Raw genomic sequence first — 18,943 nt, forward strand, 5'->3', positions numbered from 1 at the left:
GGTCATCGATGCGGGATCAGTCCTGCCCAGATGGCGGCGCCAGGTCTGGCGGCAGCTTGCGCAGCGTGGCGGGCGTGCGCGACAGCTTGATGGGCGAGCCCACGCCCTTGTAATCGCCTTGTTCCAGCACCATGCCGCGATGCCGGGTGTGCGGATGAGCCAATGCCTGGTCCACCGTCTGCACGGCGGCGGCGGGCACGCCCGCGCGCAGCAGCTGGTCCGCTAGCGTGGCCGCCTCATGGCGGGCCAGCAGGGCGGCAAGGTCATCGCGCAGTGCCTGGCGGTTGCGCAGGCGGTCCGCGTTGGTGGCGTAGCGTGGGTCGTCGGACAGCGCGGGGGCGTCCAGCGTGCGGGCCAGCATTGCAAATTGGCGGTTGTTGCCGACGGCCAGGAAGATCGGGCCGCTTGCGGTGGGCAGCGTTTCGTAGGGGGCGATGTTGGGGTGCGCGTTGCCGCTGCGCTGCGGCACCTTGCCGCTGTAGAAGTAGTTCGGCGCATGCGGGTGCAGCAGCGACAGCGCGCAGTCGTACAGCGTGATGTCCAGGAATTGTCCCAGCCCGCTGCGCGTGCGCTCGTTGAGCGCCAGCAGGATGGCCACGGCCGCGTTCAGGCCCGTCACCATGTCCACGACCGGCAGCCCCACCCGGGTTGCCTCGCCGTCCGCCTCGCCGTTCACGCTCATCAGGCCGCACATGGCCTGCGCGCAGGCGTCGTAACCGGGCAGCCCGCCCAGCGGACCATCCGAGCCGAAACCGCTGACGCGGCAGTGGATGAGCGCGGGGAAGGCCTGCTTCAGGTCGTCGTAGCCCAGGCCCCACTTTTCCAGCGTGCCGGGCTTGAAGTTCTCGACCAGCACGTCGGCGTCGGCCAGCAGGTGGCGCAGCAGTTCCTGTCCGGCGGGCTGCGACAGGTCCAGCGTCATGCCGTCCTTGTTGCGGTTCACGCCGACGAAATACGAGGCGGTCTCGCCCAGGAAGGGCGGGCCCCAGCCGCGCGTCTCGTCGCCGCCGGGCGGCTCGATCTTCAGCACGTCGGCGCCGTGGTCGGCCAGGATCTGGGTGCAGTACGGGCCGCCCAGCACGCGCGACAGATCGATCACCTTGCAGCCCGCGAGGGCGCCGGCATTGGGTAGGGTTTGGGCCATGGCTATGCTTCGCGTCAGTCGATGGAAACGTTGGCGCTCTGAATCAGTTCGCGCCACTTGGGGACTTCGGTGGTGATGAAGCTGGACAGGCCCTGCGGCGTCTTGTCCTGCGCCTCGACGATGCCCTGCGTGCGCAGCGTCTGCGCGATCGTGGGATCGGCGAGGGCGGTCTTGAAGGCCTGGTTCAGCGTGTTCGCCACATCGGCGGGCGTGTCCTTCGGGGCGACGATGCCGAAGAAGACGCTGACGTCATAGCCTTTCAGGCCCTGTTCGGACAGCGTGGGCAGGTCGGGCAGCGCATCCGAACGCTGGGCGCTGGCCAGCCCGATGGGGCGCAGCTTGCCCGCCTTGATGTAGGGCAGCGCGGTCAGGATGTCGGTGAACGACATCGACACCTGTCCGCCCAGCAGGTCGTTCAGCGCGGGTCCGGTGCCCTTGTACGGGATGTGCATGATCTTGGTGCCGGCCATGCGGTTGAACAGGATGCCGGCCAGGTGCGACGACGCGCCATTGCCGGACGAGGCGTAGCTCAGCTTGTCCGGGTTCTTCTGGGCGTAGGCGATCAGTTCCTGCAGGTTGTTGGCGGGCACCGAGGGGTTCACCACCAGGATGTTGGGCAGGTGGCCGATGCGAATGATGGGCGCGAAGCTGGTCTCGGGGTTGTAGTTTTGCTTCTTGTACAGGCTGACGTTGATGGCCAGCGGGCCGGACGTGCCGAACAGGATGGTGTAGCCGTCGGGCTTGGCCGAGGCGACATATTCGGAGCCGATGTTGCCGCCCGCGCCGCTGCGGTTTTCGACGATGACGTTCTGCTTGAGCGGCTCGCGCAGCTTTTCGGCCAGGCGGCGCGCCAGCGCGTCGGTGGGGCCGCCCGGCGGAAAGGGCACCACCAGCGTGACCGGCCGGGCCGTGGGGAAGGCGTCGGCTGCCACGACGGGCGTGGCGGTGATGGCGGCGGCCGCCAGGAACAGGGGGGCAAAATAGCGTTTCATGGGTGTCTCCAGTGGATGACGCGCCGGCTGTGCCGCCGGCGTCGGGTTACCGCGAAAGCCCTGACAGGTGCTACAACGCGTATTGCAGGATGGCCTGGCAGGCCGCGCTTTCGTCAGGCGGGATGGCGTAAGGGTCGCGCGGCGCCAGGCGGTGCAGCAGCACCTGGTCGGCCAGCCGTGCGCGGGTTTCCAATCCCGCGCCGGTGGCTTCCCACCGCAGCGCGGCCATGGAGACGGCGTGATAAAGCAGCGACGCGGCCTGGCGGGCCAGCTGCGCATGGTCGCCCTGCGCGGCGTGTTCCGCCAGCGCATAGGTCTTTTCCAGGGCGCTGGCCTGCATGCCGGCCAGTTCGGGTGGGCAGGGCGCGCCATCCGCCAGCAGGCGGTCGATGTGGCTGCGCAGCGCCGGCAGGGAGTTTTCTTTCTTGATGGCGCGCAGCACGTCCAGCGCGACGATGTTGCTGGTGCCTTCCCAGATCGAGCCCAGATGCGCGTCGCGCACCAGGCGCGGCTCGGTCCATTCCTCGATGTAGCCGCAGCCGCCGCGCACTTCCATGGCGTCGCCCGTGACCTTGCGCGCGTCGCGGCACGCGCGGAACTTGATCAGCGGCGTCAGGATCCGGGCCAGCGCGGGGTCTGCCGCGCCCTGGTCGGCGTCGGCCAGCGCACGCGCCGTCTGGAACATGACGCTGCGCGCCTGTTCCGCCCACACGATCATTTTGACGAGCTGGCGCTGCATGAGCGGCATGTCGATCAGGCGCTTGCCGAACGCGCGGCGGTGCTGCGATACGTAGATGGCCTCGGTGACCGCGCGGCGCATCAGGCCCGCGGCGCGCATGCCGTTGGACAGGCGCGAGTTGTTGATCATGTCGGCCATGTGCTTGAAGCCGCGGCCGCGTTCACCGACCAGCCAGGCGACGGCGCCCTCCAGGCGGATTTCGCCGCTGGCCATGGAACGCGTGCCCAGCTTGTCCTTCAGGCGCAGGATGCGGTAGTGGTTGTGCGTGCCGTCGGCCAGGTCGCGCGGCAGCAGAAAGAGCGACACGCCCTTCAGGCCCGCGTCCGGTTCGCTGCGTGCCAGCACCATTGCGAAACCGGCGTCAGGGTTCGAGCAGAACCACTTGTCGCCGTGGATGCGCCAGGTGCCGTCATCCTGCGGCTGGGCCGTGACCTCGGTGGCGCTGACGTCCGAGCCCGCGCCCTGTTCGGTCATGAACATGGCGCCTTGGCGCAGCGTGTCGAAATCCTGCGAAGTCACCTGCGGCAACACGCGCTCGACCAGCGCGGGATCGCCGAATTTGCGCAGGGTGCGCGCCAGCGAGTCGGTCATGCTGACGGGGCAGCACAAGCCGAATTCGGCCTGCACGAAAAGATGGCTGAGCGCGTACTTGGCCGCGGCGGGCATGGGCTCGGGCCAGCCCAGCACGCCGCCCCGGTGGGACAGCGCCGCCAGGCCGAATTCGCTGTAGGCCAGGCGTTCAAGTTCGACGTAGGCGGGATGCTTGTCGATGCGGGATTCGTCCGTGCCGGCGCGGCTGCGCACCGATAGCGTGGGCGGGTGCTTGTCGGCAACCGACGCCAGTTCGTCCATGACGCCGCCGGCCAGTTCGCCCAACCGGCTCAGATGCGGCAGCAGGTGCGCATGCAGCTCGGCGGGCAGGTAGCGTCGGCTCAGCGCCTCGGCGTAGGGGTCGGCATCGAACAGATTCAGCCCCCGGGAGTCCGGTACGGGCGTGACGGTGGCGGCAACAGGCAAGACGGGCGTATCCATGGCGGCATCCGGGTCGGGACGGGAGATGCCCTATGTTGCGGGGGTTGATTCATCTACTCAAATACTGTTTTGATGTAGATCAATCCAAAATAAATATAGATATGTCCAAAGGAGGGACGCATGGATCTCGAACCGCGTCTGCTGCGCTACTTCATCGCCGTGGCCGAAGAGCGCCATTTCAGCCGGGCGGCGGCGCGCCTGCATATTTCGCAGCCGCCGCTCAGCTACGCGATCCGCCAACTGGAAGAGAACATCGGCGCGCGCCTGCTGGCCCGCACCAGCCGGCACGTCGAGCTGACCGACGCCGGCCAGGCGCTGTACCACGAAGCGGTGATCCTGCTGCGCCAGGCCGAGGAGGTCCGCACGCTGGTGCGCCAGGTGGATGCGGGCCTGCGCGGCCGGCTGCGCATCGGCTTCGTGGGGTCCATGCTGTATCGCGGGCTGCCCGCGCTCTTGAACGACATGCGCAAGGAACTGCCCGACGTGGAACACGTGCTGACCGAACTGAACTCGAACGACCAGATCGAGGCGGTGCGGCGCGGCGAGCAGGACCTGGGCTTCATCCACGCCAATCCGGTGCCGGAAGGCGTGCAGGCGCGCGACCTGATGGCCGAGCCCTTCGTGGTGTGCCTGCCCGATGCGCATCCGCTGGCAGATCGCCAGACCCTGCGGCTGACGGAACTGGCGCGGGACGACTTCGTTTTCTTCGCGCGCGCGGCGTCGCCCAGCTATTACGAAACGGTATTGGCCATGTGCGTGTCGGCCGGCTTCATGCCGGCGATCCGGCACGAGGTGCGCCACTGGCTGAGCGTGGCCTCGCTGGTGTCGCAGGGCTTGGGGGTGTCGATCGTGCCGGCCTGCCTGTCGCGCAGCGGGCTGGCGGGCACGCGATTCATCGCGTTCGAGCACGAGGCGCGCTCGATCAGCCAGGTGATCTGGCCGGATGCGGCGCGCTCGCCCTTGCAGGAGCGCGCGGTGGCGCTGGTGGCGCAGGCGTTTGCGCCGTTGCAACCCGCCCCTGCAAGGGCCTGAAAATCAGCGGAACACGACGGTCTTGTTGCGGTTCAGGAGGATGCGGTGTTCGACGTGGCTGCGCACCGCGCGCGAGAGCACCAGGGATTCGATGTCGCTGCCCACCTGGGTCAGGTCCTGCGCCGTCATCGTGTGGTCGACGCGTTCGATGTCCTGGTCGATGATCGGGCCTTCGTCCAGGTCCGACGTCACGTAGTGCGCCGTGGCGCCAATGATCTTCACGCCGCGCGCATGCGCCTGGTGGTAAGGGCGCGCGCCCTTGAAGCTGGGCAGGAAGCTGTGGTGAATGTTGATCGCGCGGCCGGTCAGGGCGCGGCACATGTCGGCCGACAGGATCTGCATGTAACGGGCCAGCACGACCAGGTCGATGTTTGCCTCGTCGACGATCTTGAGCACCTGCTTTTCCTGTTCCAGCTTGGTGTCGGGCGTGACCGGCAGGTAGTGGAACGGAATGTTGTAGGTTGCCGCCAGGCTGGCGTAGTCGTTGTGGTTCGAGACGATGGCCGCCACTTCGGCATGCAGATGGCCGCTGTGCACGCGGAACAGCAGGTCGTTCAGGCAGTGGCCCTGCTTGCTGACCATGATGAGCAGGCGCTCCTTGCGGCGCGCGTCGTGCAGCTTGAGCTCCATGCCGTAGTCGGCGGACATCGCGTCCAGGCGGGCGCGCAGGTCGTCGGCGGACGCACTGACCGGAAGGTCAAAGTGCACGCGCAGGAAGAAGCGGCCCGTCTCTTCGTCGCCGAACTGCTGCGAATCCAGGATGTTGCAACCCAGTTCGAACAACAGGCCGCTGACGCGGTAGACGATGCCGGTGCGGTCGGGGCAGGACAGGGTCAGGATGTAGTCGTTGTGCTGCATGGCAGGAATGGCTGAATGAGAAAAAAGGGAAGCGGGCGGGGTCAGGCGGACAGGCGCGCCAGGGTTTCTTCCGCCAGGGCCAGGCTGGAGGTCAGCCCGGGGGATTCGATGCCGAACAGGTTCACCAGGCCGGGCACGCCGTGAACGGCGGGCCCCGCGATGACGAAGTCCGCGGCCGGTTCGTGCGGACCGGAGATCTTGGGGCGGATGCCCGTATAGCCGGGCGCCAGCGCGCCGTCGGGCAGGGCGGGCCAATAGCTGCGCACGGCTTCGTAGAACACATCGGCGCGGGAGGGATCGAGGGTGTAGTCCTCGGTGTCCACCCATTCGGTGTCGGGGCCGAACTTGGCCTGGCCGCCCATGTCCAGCGTCAGGTGCACGCCCAACCCGGCATGCTGCGGCACCGGGTAGATCAGGCGCGAGAACGGCGCGCGGCCGGACAGCGTGAAATAGCTGCCCTTGCACAGGTAATCGGCGGGAATGCTGTCCGCCGGCACGCCCTCGATGCGGCGCGCCAGCGCGGGCGCTTGCAGGCCGGCCGAGTTGATCAGCACGTTGCAGGTCAGGCTCATGGCGTCGTCGCCGCCGAATTGCAGCTCGAAGCCGCCTTCAGGCCGGACGCGGCCCGACGCGAGCGGCGTATGGAAGACGCACTGGGCGCCCGCGTTCTCGGCGTCGCCCTGGAACGACAGCATCAACGCGTGGCTGTCGACGATCCCGGTCGACGGCGACACCAGCGCGGCGGTGCATTGCAGCGCCGGTTCCAGGCGCATGGCTTCTTCGCCCGAAATGAATTGCAGGTCGTCCACGCCGTTGGCGCGGGCGCGCTGGGCGATGCCTTCAAGCTGGGTGGCTTGCTCGGGGCTGGTGGCCACGATGAGTTTGCCCAGCCGGCTGTGCGGCACGCCGCGTTCGGCGCAGTACGCGTACAGCAGATGCTTGCCGCGCACGCACAGGCGCGCCTTCAGGCTGCCGGCGGGGTAGTAGATGCCGGCGTGGATGACTTCGGAATTGCGCGAGCTGGTGCCGGTGCCGATGGCCTCGGTGGCTTCGGCCACCAGGACTTCGCGGCCCGATTGGGCCAGCGCCCGGGCGATGGCCAAGCCGACGACGCCGGCGCCGATGACGACGCAATCGACGTCCGCGCTCATGGCTTGGCCTTTTCGGCGCGGGTGCCGGCCGGCGTCAGATCGAACCCGCCGGCGTGAAAGACCAGCGGCGGTTCGCCGCTATGTCCGCAACGTTCGACTTCTCCGACCATGATGACGTGATCTCCCTCGACGTAGCGGCTGCGGTTGCGGCATTCGAACCAGGCGGCGCAGTGGCCGTCCAGCATCGGCGTGCCACCCGGGGCATGGTGCACCTGCAGCCCGGCATAACGGTCCCGCGTCTTGCCCGTCGCGAAGCGGCGCGCCAGCGCGATCTGGTCGGCGCTCAATACGTTCACGACGTAGCGTTCGCACTGTTCGAAGGCGTCCAGCGACGACGAGCCCAGCGACAGGCTCCACAACACCAGCGGCGGATTCAGCGAGACCGAGTTGAACGAGCTGACGGTCAGGCCGATGGGGGCGCCGTCCAGGCCGGTGGTCGTCACGACCGTCACGCCGGTGGCGTATCGGCCCAAGGCGGTGCGAAAGAAGACGGAGTCGAAATCAGGGGAGGAGGCGGACATGCAATAGACAGTTCGGTCGGGCGCAGGAGGCGCCCGGCGGATGGACGCCCCGCGTCGGGGCGCCCCGTATCAGGGAGACAGGCGTTCGATCTTCCAGCCCGCCCCGTCCGCCACGTAGCGCAGGCGGTCGTGCAGGCGGGACGGGCGGCCCTGCCAGAATTCAAAGGCCGTGGGCTTGAGGCGGTAGCCGCCCCAGTGCGGCGGACGCGGCGGCTGTTCGCCGAAACGCTCGCGGAATTCCTTTTCGCGGGCTTCCAGCTCTTCACGGGTGATGGGCTGGCTCTGGCGCGAAGCCCAGGCGCCGATGCGCGAGCCGGCCGGGCGGCTGTGATAGTAGGCGTCCGACTCTTCGGCCGCCACCTTTTCGACCACGCCCTCGATGCGGACCTGGCGTTCCAGCGGCTGCCAGAAGAACAGCAGGCTGGCGCGCGGCTCGGCTTGCAGGTCCAGGCCCTTGCGCGATTCGTAATTGGTGAAGAACGTGAAACCCTGCTCGTCAAACCCCTTGATGAGGACGATGCGGGCGCTGGGCTGGCCGCTGGCGTCCACCGTGGCCAGGGTCATGGCGTTGGGTTCGGGCACCTTGGCGGCCAGGGCCTCGTCGAACCAACGGGCGAATTGCTCGAACGGCGAGGGGGCTGCCTGGCTTTCCAGCAGCACATTCTTTTCGTAGCTTTGACGCAGATCAGAGACGGACATGGTCTTGGGGGTTCAGCGTTGATAACACGGAGTTTATACCGCCTGGGAGACCGGCCCCTCATTGACCCCGCGCAGGCCCCGGACAAGTTTGCCGCCTCCAGCCGCGTGGGCGCGTCACGGGCCCTCGGGCAGCGGGTGGCCGTCCAGCTCCAGCCGGCGGGCAATGGCGTCGAGCCGGGCGTCGTGGATGCCGGCGGACCGCAAGGCCTGGGCCGTCTGCACCACGTAATCCGTGCAGGGACCGTAGCGTCCCGCCGCGCGGCGCACGATGGCCAGCAGTTCCGCCTCGGGCAGGGCCCGGATATAGGCGGGATTGTCGCGGTTCATGATGAAGACCAGCGCCCGGACGACGCCTTCGTCCGTGGCGCAGTTGATCCAGCGGGGCAGATAGGCGCCGGTGGACATCTCGCGCTCCCAGAGGGCGGGAAAGTAATGGGGGACCTGTTCGCCGGCCAGGCGGTACACCACGCCCCGGCAGGAACCGCCGCGGTCCAGGCCGAACACCAGTCCCGGGCACTCGGGCGTGCCCCGGTTCACCCGCGACCACAGGCAAAGCGCCCGGTGGTGGCCCCGCAGCGTCGCCAGGCGGCGTTCCATGAAGTCGAAATCCGGCCGCCAGATAAGCGATCCGTACCCGAATACCCACACATCTTCCCCAGCCGGCCAGTGCCGCAGCGCGTCGTCGAGCGAGGCTTGCCGTTCCTCGGGCGTCCAGAGCCGGAAGGGCAGCGTGGCGCCGGAGAGGTCAGAGTGGGATGACTGCTTGTTCACGACTACGTATTCCGTTCAGACTCGTGCGGAGGGTTGCGGTTGGCCCAGCCCCCGGCCATCAGCGCCACGGAGTAGGCCCAGAAAAGCGGGGCAACGCCAATTACCGCACCCAGCGCCCCGAAGGTCAACGGCAGGGAGACCTGCGAACCGTTGATGAGCGCCATGCGCAGGCCCACTGCCTCGGCCGCGCGGCCGGGGGGCGAGTGCTGGTGCAGCAGGGCCAGCATGCTGGGCTGACAGCAGCCCAGGGCCAGGCCCAGGATGAAAGACAGCACGATCAGGACGGTAACGTCGGTGAACAGCGGGTAAAGCATGAAGTCGATGGCCGCGGTCGCCATCGCCACGCGCACCAGGGTCCAGGACCGGACGCGGCGCTGGATAAGGGGCAGAATCAGGCGGATGACGAACGTTGCCGCCGCGAACGAGGCAAGAATGAGACCGATGGTGGTGGCGGACAGCCCGATCGCCACGCCAAAGATCGGCACGACGAACAGGTGGGTGTCCCAGGCGCCGGACAAAATCGTGTTGACCATGAGAATGCGGCGCAGCGCGGGCACGGCCAGCAATTCGGTCACGCGGCGGCGCTGGGCCTCGCGCACGCCCGTGATGGCCGCATCCACGGCCTTCAATTGATGACGCAGGCTGTACAGGCCGACCGCCGACAGCAGCGGGCCGACCGCCAGAAGGCCGAATGCCGTCCGCGTGCCCAGGTGGTCGATCGCCAGTCCGGCAATCAGCGGACCCGAGAAGCCCGACCCGGCCAGCGCCAGGGACATGAAGGAGAAGTTGCGCAGCCGCTGCTCGGGCTCGGCGTGCCCCAGCAGATCCTGTGTGGCCACCTGGTGCAGCATGAAGCCGATCCCGATGGCGCAGGACGCCACCAGCAGCGCGGACTGGGTTTGCGAGATGGAGGGCAGTAGCGTGCCGAAGGCGACCAAAGTCGTGCCGATGACGAGCGGACGCACGATGCCGACGCGGTCCACCCAGCGTCCCGCGCGCACCGAGAACAGCATCGGCAGGACGGCAAACACGGCGACCAGCGTGCCGACCGTGAACGTGGACAGCCCCATCTGCAGCGCCGTCAGGGAAACGGTAATCCGTCCCCCGGTCAGCGCCACATGATTCATCATTGCCAGCAGGCACAAAAGCACTGCCCCGGAAAATTCCGGGGAACTGGATGGCGAGGAGGGGGATCTGTTGGAGGTAGACACGGCTTAACTGCACTCATTCTGTTCGTAACATCTGTCTATGTCGAGGCGACGCTTTTTTGCGCTGCGTCATCGGGTGACTAGTCACTCTATGGAGTTAACAGGCTCTAGCGGACAAGTCCCGCGTTTATTCGGCAAGATGACGGCACGTTCACGGCAGGTGCGGTAAAACGGTTCCGCAACCTATTGGGGATCGTTGTATCGTTCACGCAACGGAACCCTCCGCACGGTGCAATCCGTCTCTGGTTTTCACCGCTTTTTTTGCCGCATCACCGGCGCCGCAGATGGCGCCCGCCGTTCCCATCGTCCAGGTTCAATGAAAAAGTCCCGCAGCAAGTTCAAGCGCTACGCCCTGATAGCCGCCATCCTCCTGCTTCTCGTTTTTGGCGCGCGCGCCGCGTTCTTCTCGGCCCCGCCGCCGCCCACGTTTGCCGTGGCCGAGGTGTCGCGCGCGGACCTGGAGGACAGCGTGCTGGCCAGCGGCACCATCGATGCCATCGAGCGGGTCAGCGTTGGCGCGCAGGCCACCGGCCAGTTGAAGTCCCTGAAGGTGGAACTGGGCGACCGGGTGAAGAAGGGCCAGCTGGTGGCCGAGATCGACGACCTGACCCAGCAGAACGAGCTGCGCAACGCGCAAGCTGCGCTGCAGACCCGGCGCGCCGAGCGGGCCGCCAAGGTGGCTACGCTGAAACAGGCGGAACTGGCGTTCAAGCGCCAGCGCCAGATGCTGGCGGCCGACGCCAGCTCGCGCGAGGCCTACGAAACGGCCGAGGCCACGCTGGCCGTGACCCGCGCCGAGATCGCCTCGCTGGACGCGCAGATCGCCCAGGCCGAGATCCAGGTCGACACCGCGCAGGTCAACCTGGGCTACACGCGGATCGTCTCGCCAATCGACGGGATGGTGGTGGCGGTGGTCACCAAGGAAGGCCAGACCGTCAACTCGATCCAGAGCGCGCCCACCATCATCAAGGTGGCACAGGTGGACACCATGACGATCAAGGCGCAGATCTCCGAGGCGGACGTGACGCGGGTCAAGCCGGGCCTGCCGGTCTACTTCACCATTCTCGGCGAACCCGACGAGCGCTACCGCGCCACGTTGCGCGCGGTGGAACCGGCCCCGGATTCCATCCAGAAGGAAGACGCGGCGTCTTCGTTGACCTCCTCCTCCAGCACCTCCACCAGCGCCGCGGTCTATTACAACGGCCTGTTCGACGTGCCGAATCCGGACGAGAAGCTGCGCATCTCGATGACGGCGCAGGTCTTCATTGTGCTGGGCGAGGCGAAGGACGCCGTGGTGGTGCCCGCCTCGGCGCTGGGCAAGCGCGGCAAGGATGGGCGCTATGAGGTGCGCGTGGTGCTGGACGGCAACAAGACCGAGACGCGGCAAGTGCGCATCGGCATGAACAACAATGTGCAGGCGCAGGTGCTGGAAGGCCTGGAGGTGGGCGAACGCGTCGTGTCGGCGGATTCCTCGCCGGCCGCCGCCAAGCCGGGAGCCTGACATGGGCGGCCCGCTCATTTCCCTGTCTGGCGTGCGCCGCGAGTTTCCCGCGGGCGACCAGACGATTGCGGTCCTGAAGGACGTCAACCTGTCGATCGAGGCGGGCGAGATGGTCGCCATCGTGGGGGCGTCCGGCTCGGGCAAGTCCACGCTGATGAACATCCTGGGCTGCCTGGACCGGCCCACGCGCGGCGACTACAAGGTCGGCGGCCGCAGCACCGGCGAACTGGACCCCGACGAACTGGCCGAACTGCGCCGGGAGCACTTCGGATTCATTTTCCAGCGTTACCACCTGCTGGCGGACCTGAGCGCGCAGGGCAACGTGGAGGTGCCGGCCGTCTACGCGGGCAAGCGCCGCGAGGCGCGGCTGGAACGCGCGTCTGCGCTGCTGGCGCGGCTGGGGCTGGCCGCTCGCACCGGCCATCGGCCCGGCCAGTTGTCGGGCGGCCAGCAGCAGCGCGTGAGTATCGCGCGGGCGCTGATGAACGGCGGCGACATCATCCTGGCCGACGAGCCCACTGGCGCGCTGGACACGCATACCGGCCAGGAAGTGCTGCGCATCCTGGAGGAACTGAACGCGGCGGGGCACACGATCATCATCGTCACGCACGATATGAACGTGGCGCGCCACGCCCAGCGCATCATCGAGATCAGCGACGGCGAGATTGTCGCGGACAAGCGCAATCCGGACGCGCCGCGCCATCAGATGGCGCGGGACGAGACCCCGGACATGGCCCAGCGCCCGGCGTGGCAGGCCTATCTGGACCGCTGCGGCGAGGCGCTGCGCATGGCCTTGCTGGCCATGAACGCGCACCGCCTGCGCACGTCGCTGACGATGCTGGGCATCATCATCGGCATCGCCGCAGTGGTGTCGGTCGTGGCGCTGGGCGAGGGCTCGCGGCGCAAGATCCTGGAAGACATCAGCGCGATCGGCACGAACACGGTCGAGGTTTTCCCGGGCAAGGACTTCGGCGATGAAAAGGCGGTGAACATCCGCACGCTGGTGCCGGCCGATGCCGACGCACTGGCGCGCGAGTCGTATGTGGACAGCGTGACGCCGGAAGTGGGCACGAGCAATACGCTGCGCTACCGCAATGTGTCGGTGAACGGTTCGATCCAGGGCGTGGGCGAACAGTACTTCCGCGTGCGCGCGATCAAGCTGGCTGAAGGAAAGTTCTTCGACGAGACCAGCGTGGCGCGCCGGGCGCAGGAAGTGGTGATCGACGAGGGCACGCGGCGCGCGCTGTTCGGGTCGCACACCGAACCAATCGGGCAGGTGATCTTTTTGGGGTCGATGCCGGCGCGGGTGATCGGGGTGACGCAAAAGAAGGACACGGTGTTCGGCAACAATGATTCGCTGAACGTGTGGATCCCGTACACGACGGCGCTGTCGCGGGTGCTGGGGCAGCAGCACCTGAAGAGCATCACGGTGCGCGTGAACGACGCGACGCCGCCGGCCGCGGCCGAGCAGGCCATCGTGCGGGTGCTGACGCGCCGGCACGTGGTGAAGGACTTTTTTGTGTTCAACACGGACGCGGTGCGCAAGACGATCGAACGCACGACGGCGACGATGACTCTGCTGGTGTCGCTGATCGCGCTGATTTCGCTGATGGTGGGCGGCATCGGGGTGATGAACATCATGCTGGTATCGGTCACCGAGCGCACGCGCGAGATCGGGGTGCGCATGGCGGTGGGCGCGCGGCGCAGCGACATCATGCAGCAGTTCCTGATCGAGGCGGTGCTGGTGTGCCTGATCGGCGGCGCGGTCGGCATCCTGCTGTCGCTGGGACTGGGCGTGCTGGTCAGCAAGGCCACGGGCGGCTCGTTCCAGATGATCTATTCCACGGCATCGATGGTGGCGGCATTCACGTGCTCGACGCTGATCGGTGTGATTTTTGGCTATCTGCCGGCGCGCAATGCGGCGCGCCTGGATCCCGTCGAGGCGTTGGCCCGGGAATGAGGAAGATGAGAGCAGTTTCTTTTTTGTGCAAACCGCTGGGCGTGGCGCTGCTGCTGGCGCTGGGCGGCTGCGGCGGCCTGCTGCGCACCGATTACGAGCCGCCGGCCGCGAGCGTGCCGGCGTCCTGGACCCACGCGCGTCCGGCTTCGGATGCCGGCGCAGAAGCGTGGCTGGCGGAGGGCGGGGCCTGGTGGCGCAATTTCGACGATCCGGTGTTGAACGGGCTGGTGGAAGAGGCGCTTGCACGCAACAACGATCTGGCGGCGGCGGCGATTCGCGTGCGCCGGGCGCAGTATCAGGCGGGATTGGCGGACGACCAGCTGATGCCGCAGTTCGGTGGCGACGCGAACGTGTCGCGGGTGCGCAATCTGTATGGCGACCGGACGATCACGCGAGCCAATTCGGCCGAGCTGACGGTGAGCTATCAGGTCGACCTTTGGGGCAAGCTGGCGCGCCAGCGCGACGCGGCGCAGTGGGAGGCGCTGGCGACGGAACAGGACCGCCAGAGCGCGGCCCTGTCGCTGGTGGGCACGACGGCGACGCTGTATTGGCAGACGGCATTCATCAATCAGCGCATCGCGAGCAGCGAGGAGAGCATTGCCTACGCGCGCCGCACGCAGGATCTGGTGCGGGCGCAGTACGCGGCGGGCGGGGCGTCGGCCCTGGAGCTTGCGGAGGCGGAGCAGACGGTGGCAAGCCAGCAGGCGGCGCATGCGCTGCTGGTGCAGCAGCGGGTGGAATACATCAATGCGCTGACGATTCTTTTCGATGGTCCGCCGGATCGCATCACGGCGGATCCGGCGCGGCTGCCGTCCAGCGCATTGCCCGAGGCGCGGGCGGGTGTGCCGGCGGAGCTGCTGGGGCGCCGCCCGGACCTGCGCGCAGCGGAACTGCGGTTGCGGGAGTCGCTGGCAAACGTGGATGCGACACGGGCGAGCTTTTATCCGCCGGTGACGTTGACGGGGGCGCTGGGCAGTTCGAGCCCGACGTTGTCGGATGTGCTGAAGAATCCGATCGGGACGCTGGGCGCGGGGTTGACGCTGCCATTCCTGCAGTGGAATCAGATGCAGCTGAACATCAAGATCTCGAAGACGGATTACGAGGAACGGGTGGTGACGTTCCGGCAGGCGCTGTATCAGGCGATGGCGGATGTGGAGAACGCGTTGTCGAATCGCACGCAGTTGTCGGTGCGGGCGCAGCAGCTGGATCTGTCTTTGCGGGCGGCTCGGGAGGCTGAGCGGCTGTACGAAGTACGGTACCGGGCGGGGGCGGTGCCGCTGCGGGATTGGCTGGATGCGCAGGAAAAGCGCCGGGTGGCCGAGGTGGCGCGGGACGAGAACATGCTGAACCGGTTGGTGAATCAGGTGACGGTTTATCAGGCGTTGGGTGGGGATGATGTGGTGGCTGTTGACGGGGATGGGCTGCGGATGTGATTTTTCGCTTGCGCTGGGGTTGAGATGCGCTGATGCCGCTTTTTTGGGCAGGAGCTTTGGACTTCGGTGGAGGCGTTCTTAAGACGCCCGGCGCGGCGGTTGGCGTTGGCAGCCGGGGGCAGGCGTCGATCGTGGTTCTTTTGACGCCCGGCGCGTCGGCGGCCTGGGGCGCGCGGGGCTACGATTGCGGTCCGGAGCCTTCGCTCCGGACTACCCCGTTGTCATCGTCGTTGTCGCCTCCGGCGACTGCCTTCCGATTCCCTCGGGCGCATCTACACGCCCCGCGCACCCCAGGCCGCCGCCACGCCGGGCTCGGGTGAGTTCAGCTTGGCGGGCGCTGGGGCGGGTGGGGTTCTTAAGGTTCTTGCCTGGGTTTGCGCGGCTTTGAAGCATTTTGCGGGGCCCGCGCCCGGTTGGCCGCGCGGGCGGCCTCCGGGCGCTTACGCGGTGTCTTGCGGCCGGGGATGACGCTTCGCGCTTGCGGTGGGGGCCGGACGCCGCTGCTTCCGGTGTCTGACACCCTTGGGGCACATCTTTGGCATGACGGCAGTCTCTGCAGGGTGTCAGACACCTTGTTAGGCACCTTGTTCGTGAGTTCCTCCGGGATCTGGACGGGTGGCGAAAAGTGCGCCGGTGTCTGACACCCTTGGGGCACATCTTTGGCATGACGGCAGTCTCTGCAGGGTGTCAGACACCTTGTTAGGCACCTTGTTCGTGAGTTCCTCCGGGATCTGGACGGGTTTCGAAAAGTGCGCCGGTGTCTGACACCCTTGGGGCACATCCTTGGCATGACGGCAGTCTCTGTAGGGTGTCAGACACCTTGTCTACACCTTGTCTGCTTGAATGGGCGGTTGGGTTGGCGGGCGGCTGCCATAAAATGCGGTCCATGAACTCGCCCGAACTCATTCCTGAACCCGCCGATCTCGACCGTCGTTTTGGCGCGCTGTCGCGCCTCTATGGTCCTGAGGCGCCTTCGCGTATCCGTAATGCCCATGTTGCCGTTGCCGGGCTGGGCGGCGTGGGGTCGTGGACGGTGGAGGCGCTTGCTCGTTGCGGGGTGGGGGCGTTGACGCTGATCGATCTGGATCACATTGCCGAATCCAACGTCAATCGGCAGATCCATGCGTTGAGTTCGACGCTTGGGCAATCCAAGGTCGACGCGATGGCCGAGCGGGTGTTGGCGATCAATCCCGAATGCCGCATTACACGGGTGGACGACTTTGTGTCGCCGGAGAACGTGGGCGAGGTGTTGCCGGGGCCTTATACGGTCATCATCGATTGCACGGATCAGGCGGCCGCGAAGATTGCGATGATTTTGCATGCGCGGGCGCTTGGGGTGCCGATGCTGCTGTGTGGCGGTGCGGGCGGGAAGACGGATCCGTTGGCGTTGCGGGCGGGGGATCTGTCGGGGGCGGTCAATGATGCGCTGCTCTCGAAGCTGCGCAACAAGTTGCGGCGCGAGCATGGGTTTCCGCGGGCGTCGGACAAGAACGGCAAGGCGCTCAAGCGGGTGCCGAAGATGGGCGTGCATGCGTTGTGGTTCGATCAGCCGGCGATTTTGCCGGATGCGTGGACCCGCCCTCGTGAAGGTGAAGATGATATGGGCGCGTCGGGTCTGAACCTGGCGCCGCAGGGCCTGTCGTGCGCGGGTTATGGGTCGGTGGTTACCGTGACCGCCGCCATGGGCATGGCGGCGGCGAACGAGGCTTTGCGGCTGGCGGTCTGAGGGCCGCCGGGTTGGGGGCGCCTCGATGCCTGAGTGCCGCGGTGCCTCAACGGTCAGACGCGACGTCGCTGCGTCCGGCGCGCAGATGACTCATAGCGCCACAAACACCACGCCATCCTCGATCCGTACGGGATACGTCGCGATGTTCTCGCGCAGCGGGGAACACAGGGCGCGGCCGTCGCGGATGTCGAAGCGGCCCTGGTGCAGGGGGCATTCGATTTCGTGGCCAGTCAGGAAGCCGTCGCAGAGTCTGGCGTTGCCGTGCGTACAGAGGTTGTCGGTGGCGTAGACCTCGCCGTCGACGCCGTATAGCGCGATCTCCTTGCCGCCCGCCTCGACGGCGATGACGTCTTCTTCGGGCACGTCATCGCGTCCGATGGCCTTGATCCATTGCACAGTCATTGTTTGTCTCCGGGTCAGATTGGGTAGATCAGCGAGTTCGGGATCAGCTCGCTGTCGAAGATGCATAGCCGCGATTCGAATTTCAGGCCGTCGGGTGTCTGGCGGATGACGTCCAGATAGCGGCCGACGTTGAAGACGGTGGTGAGCTGGCTGGGTTTGGTGCGGAAGATGGCGTAGTTGGCTTCGGATTCGATGCGGCCGTCCTGCACCAGCAGCACGCGTGGGGCGCCGACGACGTGGCGCTGGTAGTAGGGATCGTGGAAGATGGTTTCGGTGGCGCCGTAGATGCGGTCGCGCAGCATTCCGCGGCTCTCGAAGGCCATGGTCGCGAGCGGAAATCCGCGTTCGTGGTTCTCGCGCGGCAGCACCTTGTAGACGCAATCCTCCACGAAGAAGTCGGGCCATTTCTCCCATTCGCCGGCGTCCAGCGCGGCGGCGTAGTCGGTATAGAGGCGGGTGAGCTGGTAATAAAGCGGAAAGTCCAGCATGTCACGCCTCCATCACGCGGCGCCAGTACGCGTACATGCCGCGTATGAGCGTTTCGGTGACCATGTGGTCGGTGTTTTCGGCGGTCTTGCCGCCCAGTTCGGCGACGCTGCGGTGCCACGGCTTCTGTTCGAAGCCGGATTGCGAGAATTCGATGACCTCGCCGTCGTCGGCGGACACGAATCCGGCGGGCCCGAACAGGTTGGCCTGGCGCAGGCGGCGTTGGGTCATGTCGGGGGTGTCGTCGGCAAATCCGAAATGGGTCCAGACGAAGTCGAAGGCGTCATGACCGACGGGCTGGATGTGGCGGGTGGACAGCGAGTTGACCTGCTGCTGGATGATGACGCTGGGAAACAGCGTCATGAGCACGGCCGTGGGGCCATTCCACCAGGGTTCCTGCACGATGTCCAGAAAGCGGTCGTCGTTCAGCGACATCTGCTCCTTGAAGCTGGACACGCCGCTGGTGACGGTGCTTTTGCCGCCCTGGCCGCGCGTGGAGATCATGGCGGCGTGGCGGAAGTGGCGGTCCATCTTCAGTTCGGACCGGTTGTCCGCGCGCCATAGCCCGAAGGTGACAAACCAGGTGTGCAGGAGGCCGGGGTGGTAGGGGTCTTTGATGTTCTCCTGCATCAGCTTCCAGTTGCCGGGAATGCGCTGGCGGCTGTAGCCGTGGATCACCAGTTCGCGGCCGTCGAAGACGCGGTCGAAGTAATGCGCGATGTCGGGCCCCAGGTAGTCTTCCAGCGGTTCGACGTCATGGTCGAACGACGCGAAGACGACGCCGTTGCGCGCGGCCACCGCCAGCTTGGTCAGGCCGTGCTCCTCGGGCTTGAAGTCGGGCGGCATGCCGCCGTTGATCTTGCCGTCCTGCTTGACGCCGCGGCGGAAGGGCACGCCGATCAGGTTGCCTTGCAGGTCGTAATTCCATTGGTGGTACGGGCAGACGAACTCGCTGCGGTTGCCGGCGCGTTCGCGGCAGAACTGCACGCCGCGATGGGCGCAGACGTTTTCCACGACGCGTACCTGGCCGTCGTTGTCGCGCAGCAGGATGACGGAGCGCTCGCCCACGACCGTGCGCTTGAAGTCGCCGGGATTGGGGATCTCGGCTTCAAGGCCCACGTAGCTCCAGTGGCCGCGGTAGAAAAAGCGCTCCAGTTCCCGCTGGTGCAGGGCCGCGTCGGTGTAGACGCCGAACGGGATGCGATGCGAACCGTCGCCTTGCCAGGGCGGGACGATATGGATGGGATGTTCGGGGGCGTTCATGGACGGCCCCTGCGACAGGACGTGA

17 protein-coding genes are annotated in these 18,943 nt (G+C 66.8%); 5 read left to right on the forward strand and 12 right to left on the reverse strand.

Features of this window, described 5'->3' with window-relative positions; all coding sequences use genetic code 11:
- Positions 1-16: 16 nt before the first annotated feature.
- From V6V88_RS04435 to V6V88_RS04445, 3 genes are all read right to left on the reverse strand, one after another.
- Positions 17-1,144, reverse strand: coding sequence for a CoA transferase (locus V6V88_RS04435; RefSeq protein ID WP_338618103.1), 1,128 nt, complete (start codon positions 1,142-1,144; stop codon positions 17-19).
- Between the two features lie 14 nt (positions 1,145-1,158).
- The gene (locus V6V88_RS04440) at positions 1,159-2,136 is read right to left on the reverse strand and encodes a tripartite tricarboxylate transporter substrate binding protein (RefSeq protein WP_338618106.1); all 978 of its coding nucleotides are present in this window, start codon (positions 2,134-2,136) and stop codon (positions 1,159-1,161) included.
- A gap of 70 nt (positions 2,137-2,206) precedes the next feature.
- Positions 2,207-3,907, reverse strand: coding sequence for an acyl-CoA dehydrogenase family protein (locus V6V88_RS04445; protein WP_338618108.1), 1,701 nt, complete (start codon positions 3,905-3,907; stop codon positions 2,207-2,209).
- 120 nt (positions 3,908-4,027) lie between these two features.
- Between V6V88_RS04445 and V6V88_RS04450 the strand changes: the two genes are divergently transcribed.
- On the forward strand, positions 4,028-4,939 hold the full coding sequence (locus V6V88_RS04450) for a LysR family transcriptional regulator (protein ID WP_338618111.1): 912 nt from the start codon (positions 4,028-4,030) through the stop codon (positions 4,937-4,939).
- Positions 4,940-4,942: 3 nt separating this feature from the next.
- Here V6V88_RS04450 and purU read toward each other — a convergent pair whose 3' ends face one another.
- The 6 genes from purU to V6V88_RS04480 form a co-directional block, all read right to left on the reverse strand.
- The gene (gene purU, locus V6V88_RS04455) at positions 4,943-5,797 is read right to left on the reverse strand and encodes a formyltetrahydrofolate deformylase (RefSeq protein WP_056321032.1); all 855 of its coding nucleotides are present in this window, start codon (positions 5,795-5,797) and stop codon (positions 4,943-4,945) included.
- A 41-nt stretch (positions 5,798-5,838) separates the two neighbouring features.
- Positions 5,839-6,948 carry an NAD(P)/FAD-dependent oxidoreductase gene (locus V6V88_RS04460; RefSeq protein WP_062840307.1) on the reverse strand — a complete coding sequence of 370 codons (1,110 nt, stop codon included), beginning with the start codon at positions 6,946-6,948 and terminating at the stop codon, positions 5,839-5,841.
- A complete protein-coding gene (locus V6V88_RS04465) occupies positions 6,945-7,469 on the reverse strand; it encodes a flavin reductase family protein (RefSeq protein WP_056321038.1) in 525 nt (174 codons plus the stop codon). The genes V6V88_RS04460 and V6V88_RS04465 overlap by 4 nt, the downstream gene beginning before the upstream one ends.
- Positions 7,470-7,538: 69 nt before the next feature.
- Positions 7,539-8,168: a pyridoxamine 5'-phosphate oxidase gene (gene pdxH, locus V6V88_RS04470; protein ID WP_338618117.1), complete on the reverse strand. Its 630-nt coding sequence runs from the start codon at positions 8,166-8,168 to the stop codon at positions 7,539-7,541.
- Positions 8,169-8,282: 114 nt separating this feature from the next.
- Complete coding sequence (locus tag V6V88_RS04475; protein ID WP_108005390.1) at positions 8,283-8,939, reverse strand: gamma-glutamylcyclotransferase; 657 nt, start codon at positions 8,937-8,939, stop codon at positions 8,283-8,285.
- Between the two features lie 2 nt (positions 8,940-8,941).
- Positions 8,942-10,150, reverse strand: a complete 1,209-nt coding sequence (locus tag V6V88_RS04480; protein WP_128830020.1) for an MFS transporter — start codon at positions 10,148-10,150, stop codon at positions 8,942-8,944.
- 313 nt (positions 10,151-10,463) lie between these two features.
- On the opposite strand from V6V88_RS04480, the gene V6V88_RS04485 reads away from it, so the two are divergent.
- The 4 genes from V6V88_RS04485 to V6V88_RS04500 all read left to right on the forward strand — a co-directional run bounded on the left by V6V88_RS04485 (position 10,464) and on the right by V6V88_RS04500 (position 16,767).
- Positions 10,464-11,648 (forward strand): efflux RND transporter periplasmic adaptor subunit, encoded by a 1,185-nt coding sequence (locus V6V88_RS04485; protein ID WP_062840310.1) that lies wholly within the window; start codon positions 10,464-10,466, stop codon positions 11,646-11,648.
- Position 11,649: 1 nt separating this feature from the next.
- Positions 11,650-13,608 (forward strand): MacB family efflux pump subunit, encoded by a 1,959-nt coding sequence (locus V6V88_RS04490; protein ID WP_338618120.1) that lies wholly within the window; start codon positions 11,650-11,652, stop codon positions 13,606-13,608.
- Positions 13,609-13,613: 5 nt separating this feature from the next.
- Complete coding sequence (locus tag V6V88_RS04495) at positions 13,614-15,041, forward strand: efflux transporter outer membrane subunit (protein WP_338619549.1); 1,428 nt, start codon at positions 13,614-13,616, stop codon at positions 15,039-15,041.
- An 886-nt stretch (positions 15,042-15,927) separates the two neighbouring features.
- Entirely contained in the window at positions 15,928-16,767 is an 840-nt protein-coding gene (locus V6V88_RS04500) for a tRNA threonylcarbamoyladenosine dehydratase (RefSeq protein ID WP_172802137.1), read from the forward strand.
- A gap of 90 nt (positions 16,768-16,857) precedes the next feature.
- Here V6V88_RS04500 and V6V88_RS04505 read toward each other — a convergent pair whose 3' ends face one another.
- From V6V88_RS04505 to V6V88_RS04515, 3 genes are read right to left on the reverse strand one after another with little or no spacing between them, the layout of a single operon-like run.
- Positions 16,858-17,169, reverse strand: a complete 312-nt coding sequence (locus V6V88_RS04505; protein ID WP_062840314.1) for a non-heme iron oxygenase ferredoxin subunit — start codon at positions 17,167-17,169, stop codon at positions 16,858-16,860.
- A 14-nt stretch (positions 17,170-17,183) separates the two neighbouring features.
- Positions 17,184-17,657, reverse strand: a complete 474-nt coding sequence (locus tag V6V88_RS04510) for a nuclear transport factor 2 family protein (RefSeq protein ID WP_062840315.1) — start codon at positions 17,655-17,657, stop codon at positions 17,184-17,186.
- Position 17,658: 1 nt separating this feature from the next.
- Positions 17,659-18,918 carry an aromatic ring-hydroxylating dioxygenase subunit alpha gene (locus V6V88_RS04515; protein ID WP_280003783.1) on the reverse strand — a complete coding sequence of 420 codons (1,260 nt, stop codon included), beginning with the start codon at positions 18,916-18,918 and terminating at the stop codon, positions 17,659-17,661.
- Positions 18,919-18,943: the final 25 nt, after the last annotated feature.

It is taken from the genome of Achromobacter sp. E1 (assembly GCF_037039475.1).
In the GTDB taxonomy this organism is placed as follows: Bacteria; Pseudomonadota; Gammaproteobacteria; order Burkholderiales; family Burkholderiaceae_B; genus Achromobacter; species Achromobacter mucicolens.

Coding starts and splice junctions, on each gene's coding strand:
- V6V88_RS04435 (WP_338618103.1), bottom strand. CDS start 1,144: ATGGCCCAAACCCTACCCAATGCCGGCGCCCTCGCGGGCTGCAAGGTG.
- V6V88_RS04440 (WP_338618106.1), bottom strand. CDS start 2,136: ATGAAACGCTATTTTGCCCCCCTGTTCCTGGCGGCCGCCGCCATCACC.
- V6V88_RS04445 (WP_338618108.1), bottom strand. CDS start 3,907: ATGGATACGCCCGTCTTGCCTGTTGCCGCCACCGTCACGCCCGTACCG.
- V6V88_RS04450 (WP_338618111.1), top strand. CDS start 4,028: ATGGATCTCGAACCGCGTCTGCTGCGCTACTTCATCGCCGTGGCCGAA.
- purU (WP_056321032.1), bottom strand. CDS start 5,797: ATGCAGCACAACGACTACATCCTGACCCTGTCCTGCCCCGACCGCACC.
- V6V88_RS04460 (WP_062840307.1), bottom strand. CDS start 6,948: ATGAGCGCGGACGTCGATTGCGTCGTCATCGGCGCCGGCGTCGTCGGC.
- V6V88_RS04465 (WP_056321038.1), bottom strand. CDS start 7,469: ATGTCCGCCTCCTCCCCTGATTTCGACTCCGTCTTCTTTCGCACCGCC.
- pdxH (WP_338618117.1), bottom strand. CDS start 8,168: ATGTCCGTCTCTGATCTGCGTCAAAGCTACGAAAAGAATGTGCTGCTG.
- V6V88_RS04485 (WP_062840310.1), top strand. CDS start 10,464: ATGAAAAAGTCCCGCAGCAAGTTCAAGCGCTACGCCCTGATAGCCGCC.
- V6V88_RS04490 (WP_338618120.1), top strand. CDS start 11,650: ATGGGCGGCCCGCTCATTTCCCTGTCTGGCGTGCGCCGCGAGTTTCCC.
- V6V88_RS04495 (WP_338619549.1), top strand. CDS start 13,614: ATGAGAGCAGTTTCTTTTTTGTGCAAACCGCTGGGCGTGGCGCTGCTG.
- V6V88_RS04500 (WP_172802137.1), top strand. CDS start 15,928: ATGAACTCGCCCGAACTCATTCCTGAACCCGCCGATCTCGACCGTCGT.
- V6V88_RS04505 (WP_062840314.1), bottom strand. CDS start 17,169: ATGACTGTGCAATGGATCAAGGCCATCGGACGCGATGACGTGCCCGAA.
- V6V88_RS04510 (WP_062840315.1), bottom strand. CDS start 17,657: ATGCTGGACTTTCCGCTTTATTACCAGCTCACCCGCCTCTATACCGAC.
- V6V88_RS04515 (WP_280003783.1), bottom strand. CDS start 18,918: ATGAACGCCCCCGAACATCCCATCCATATCGTCCCGCCCTGGCAAGGC.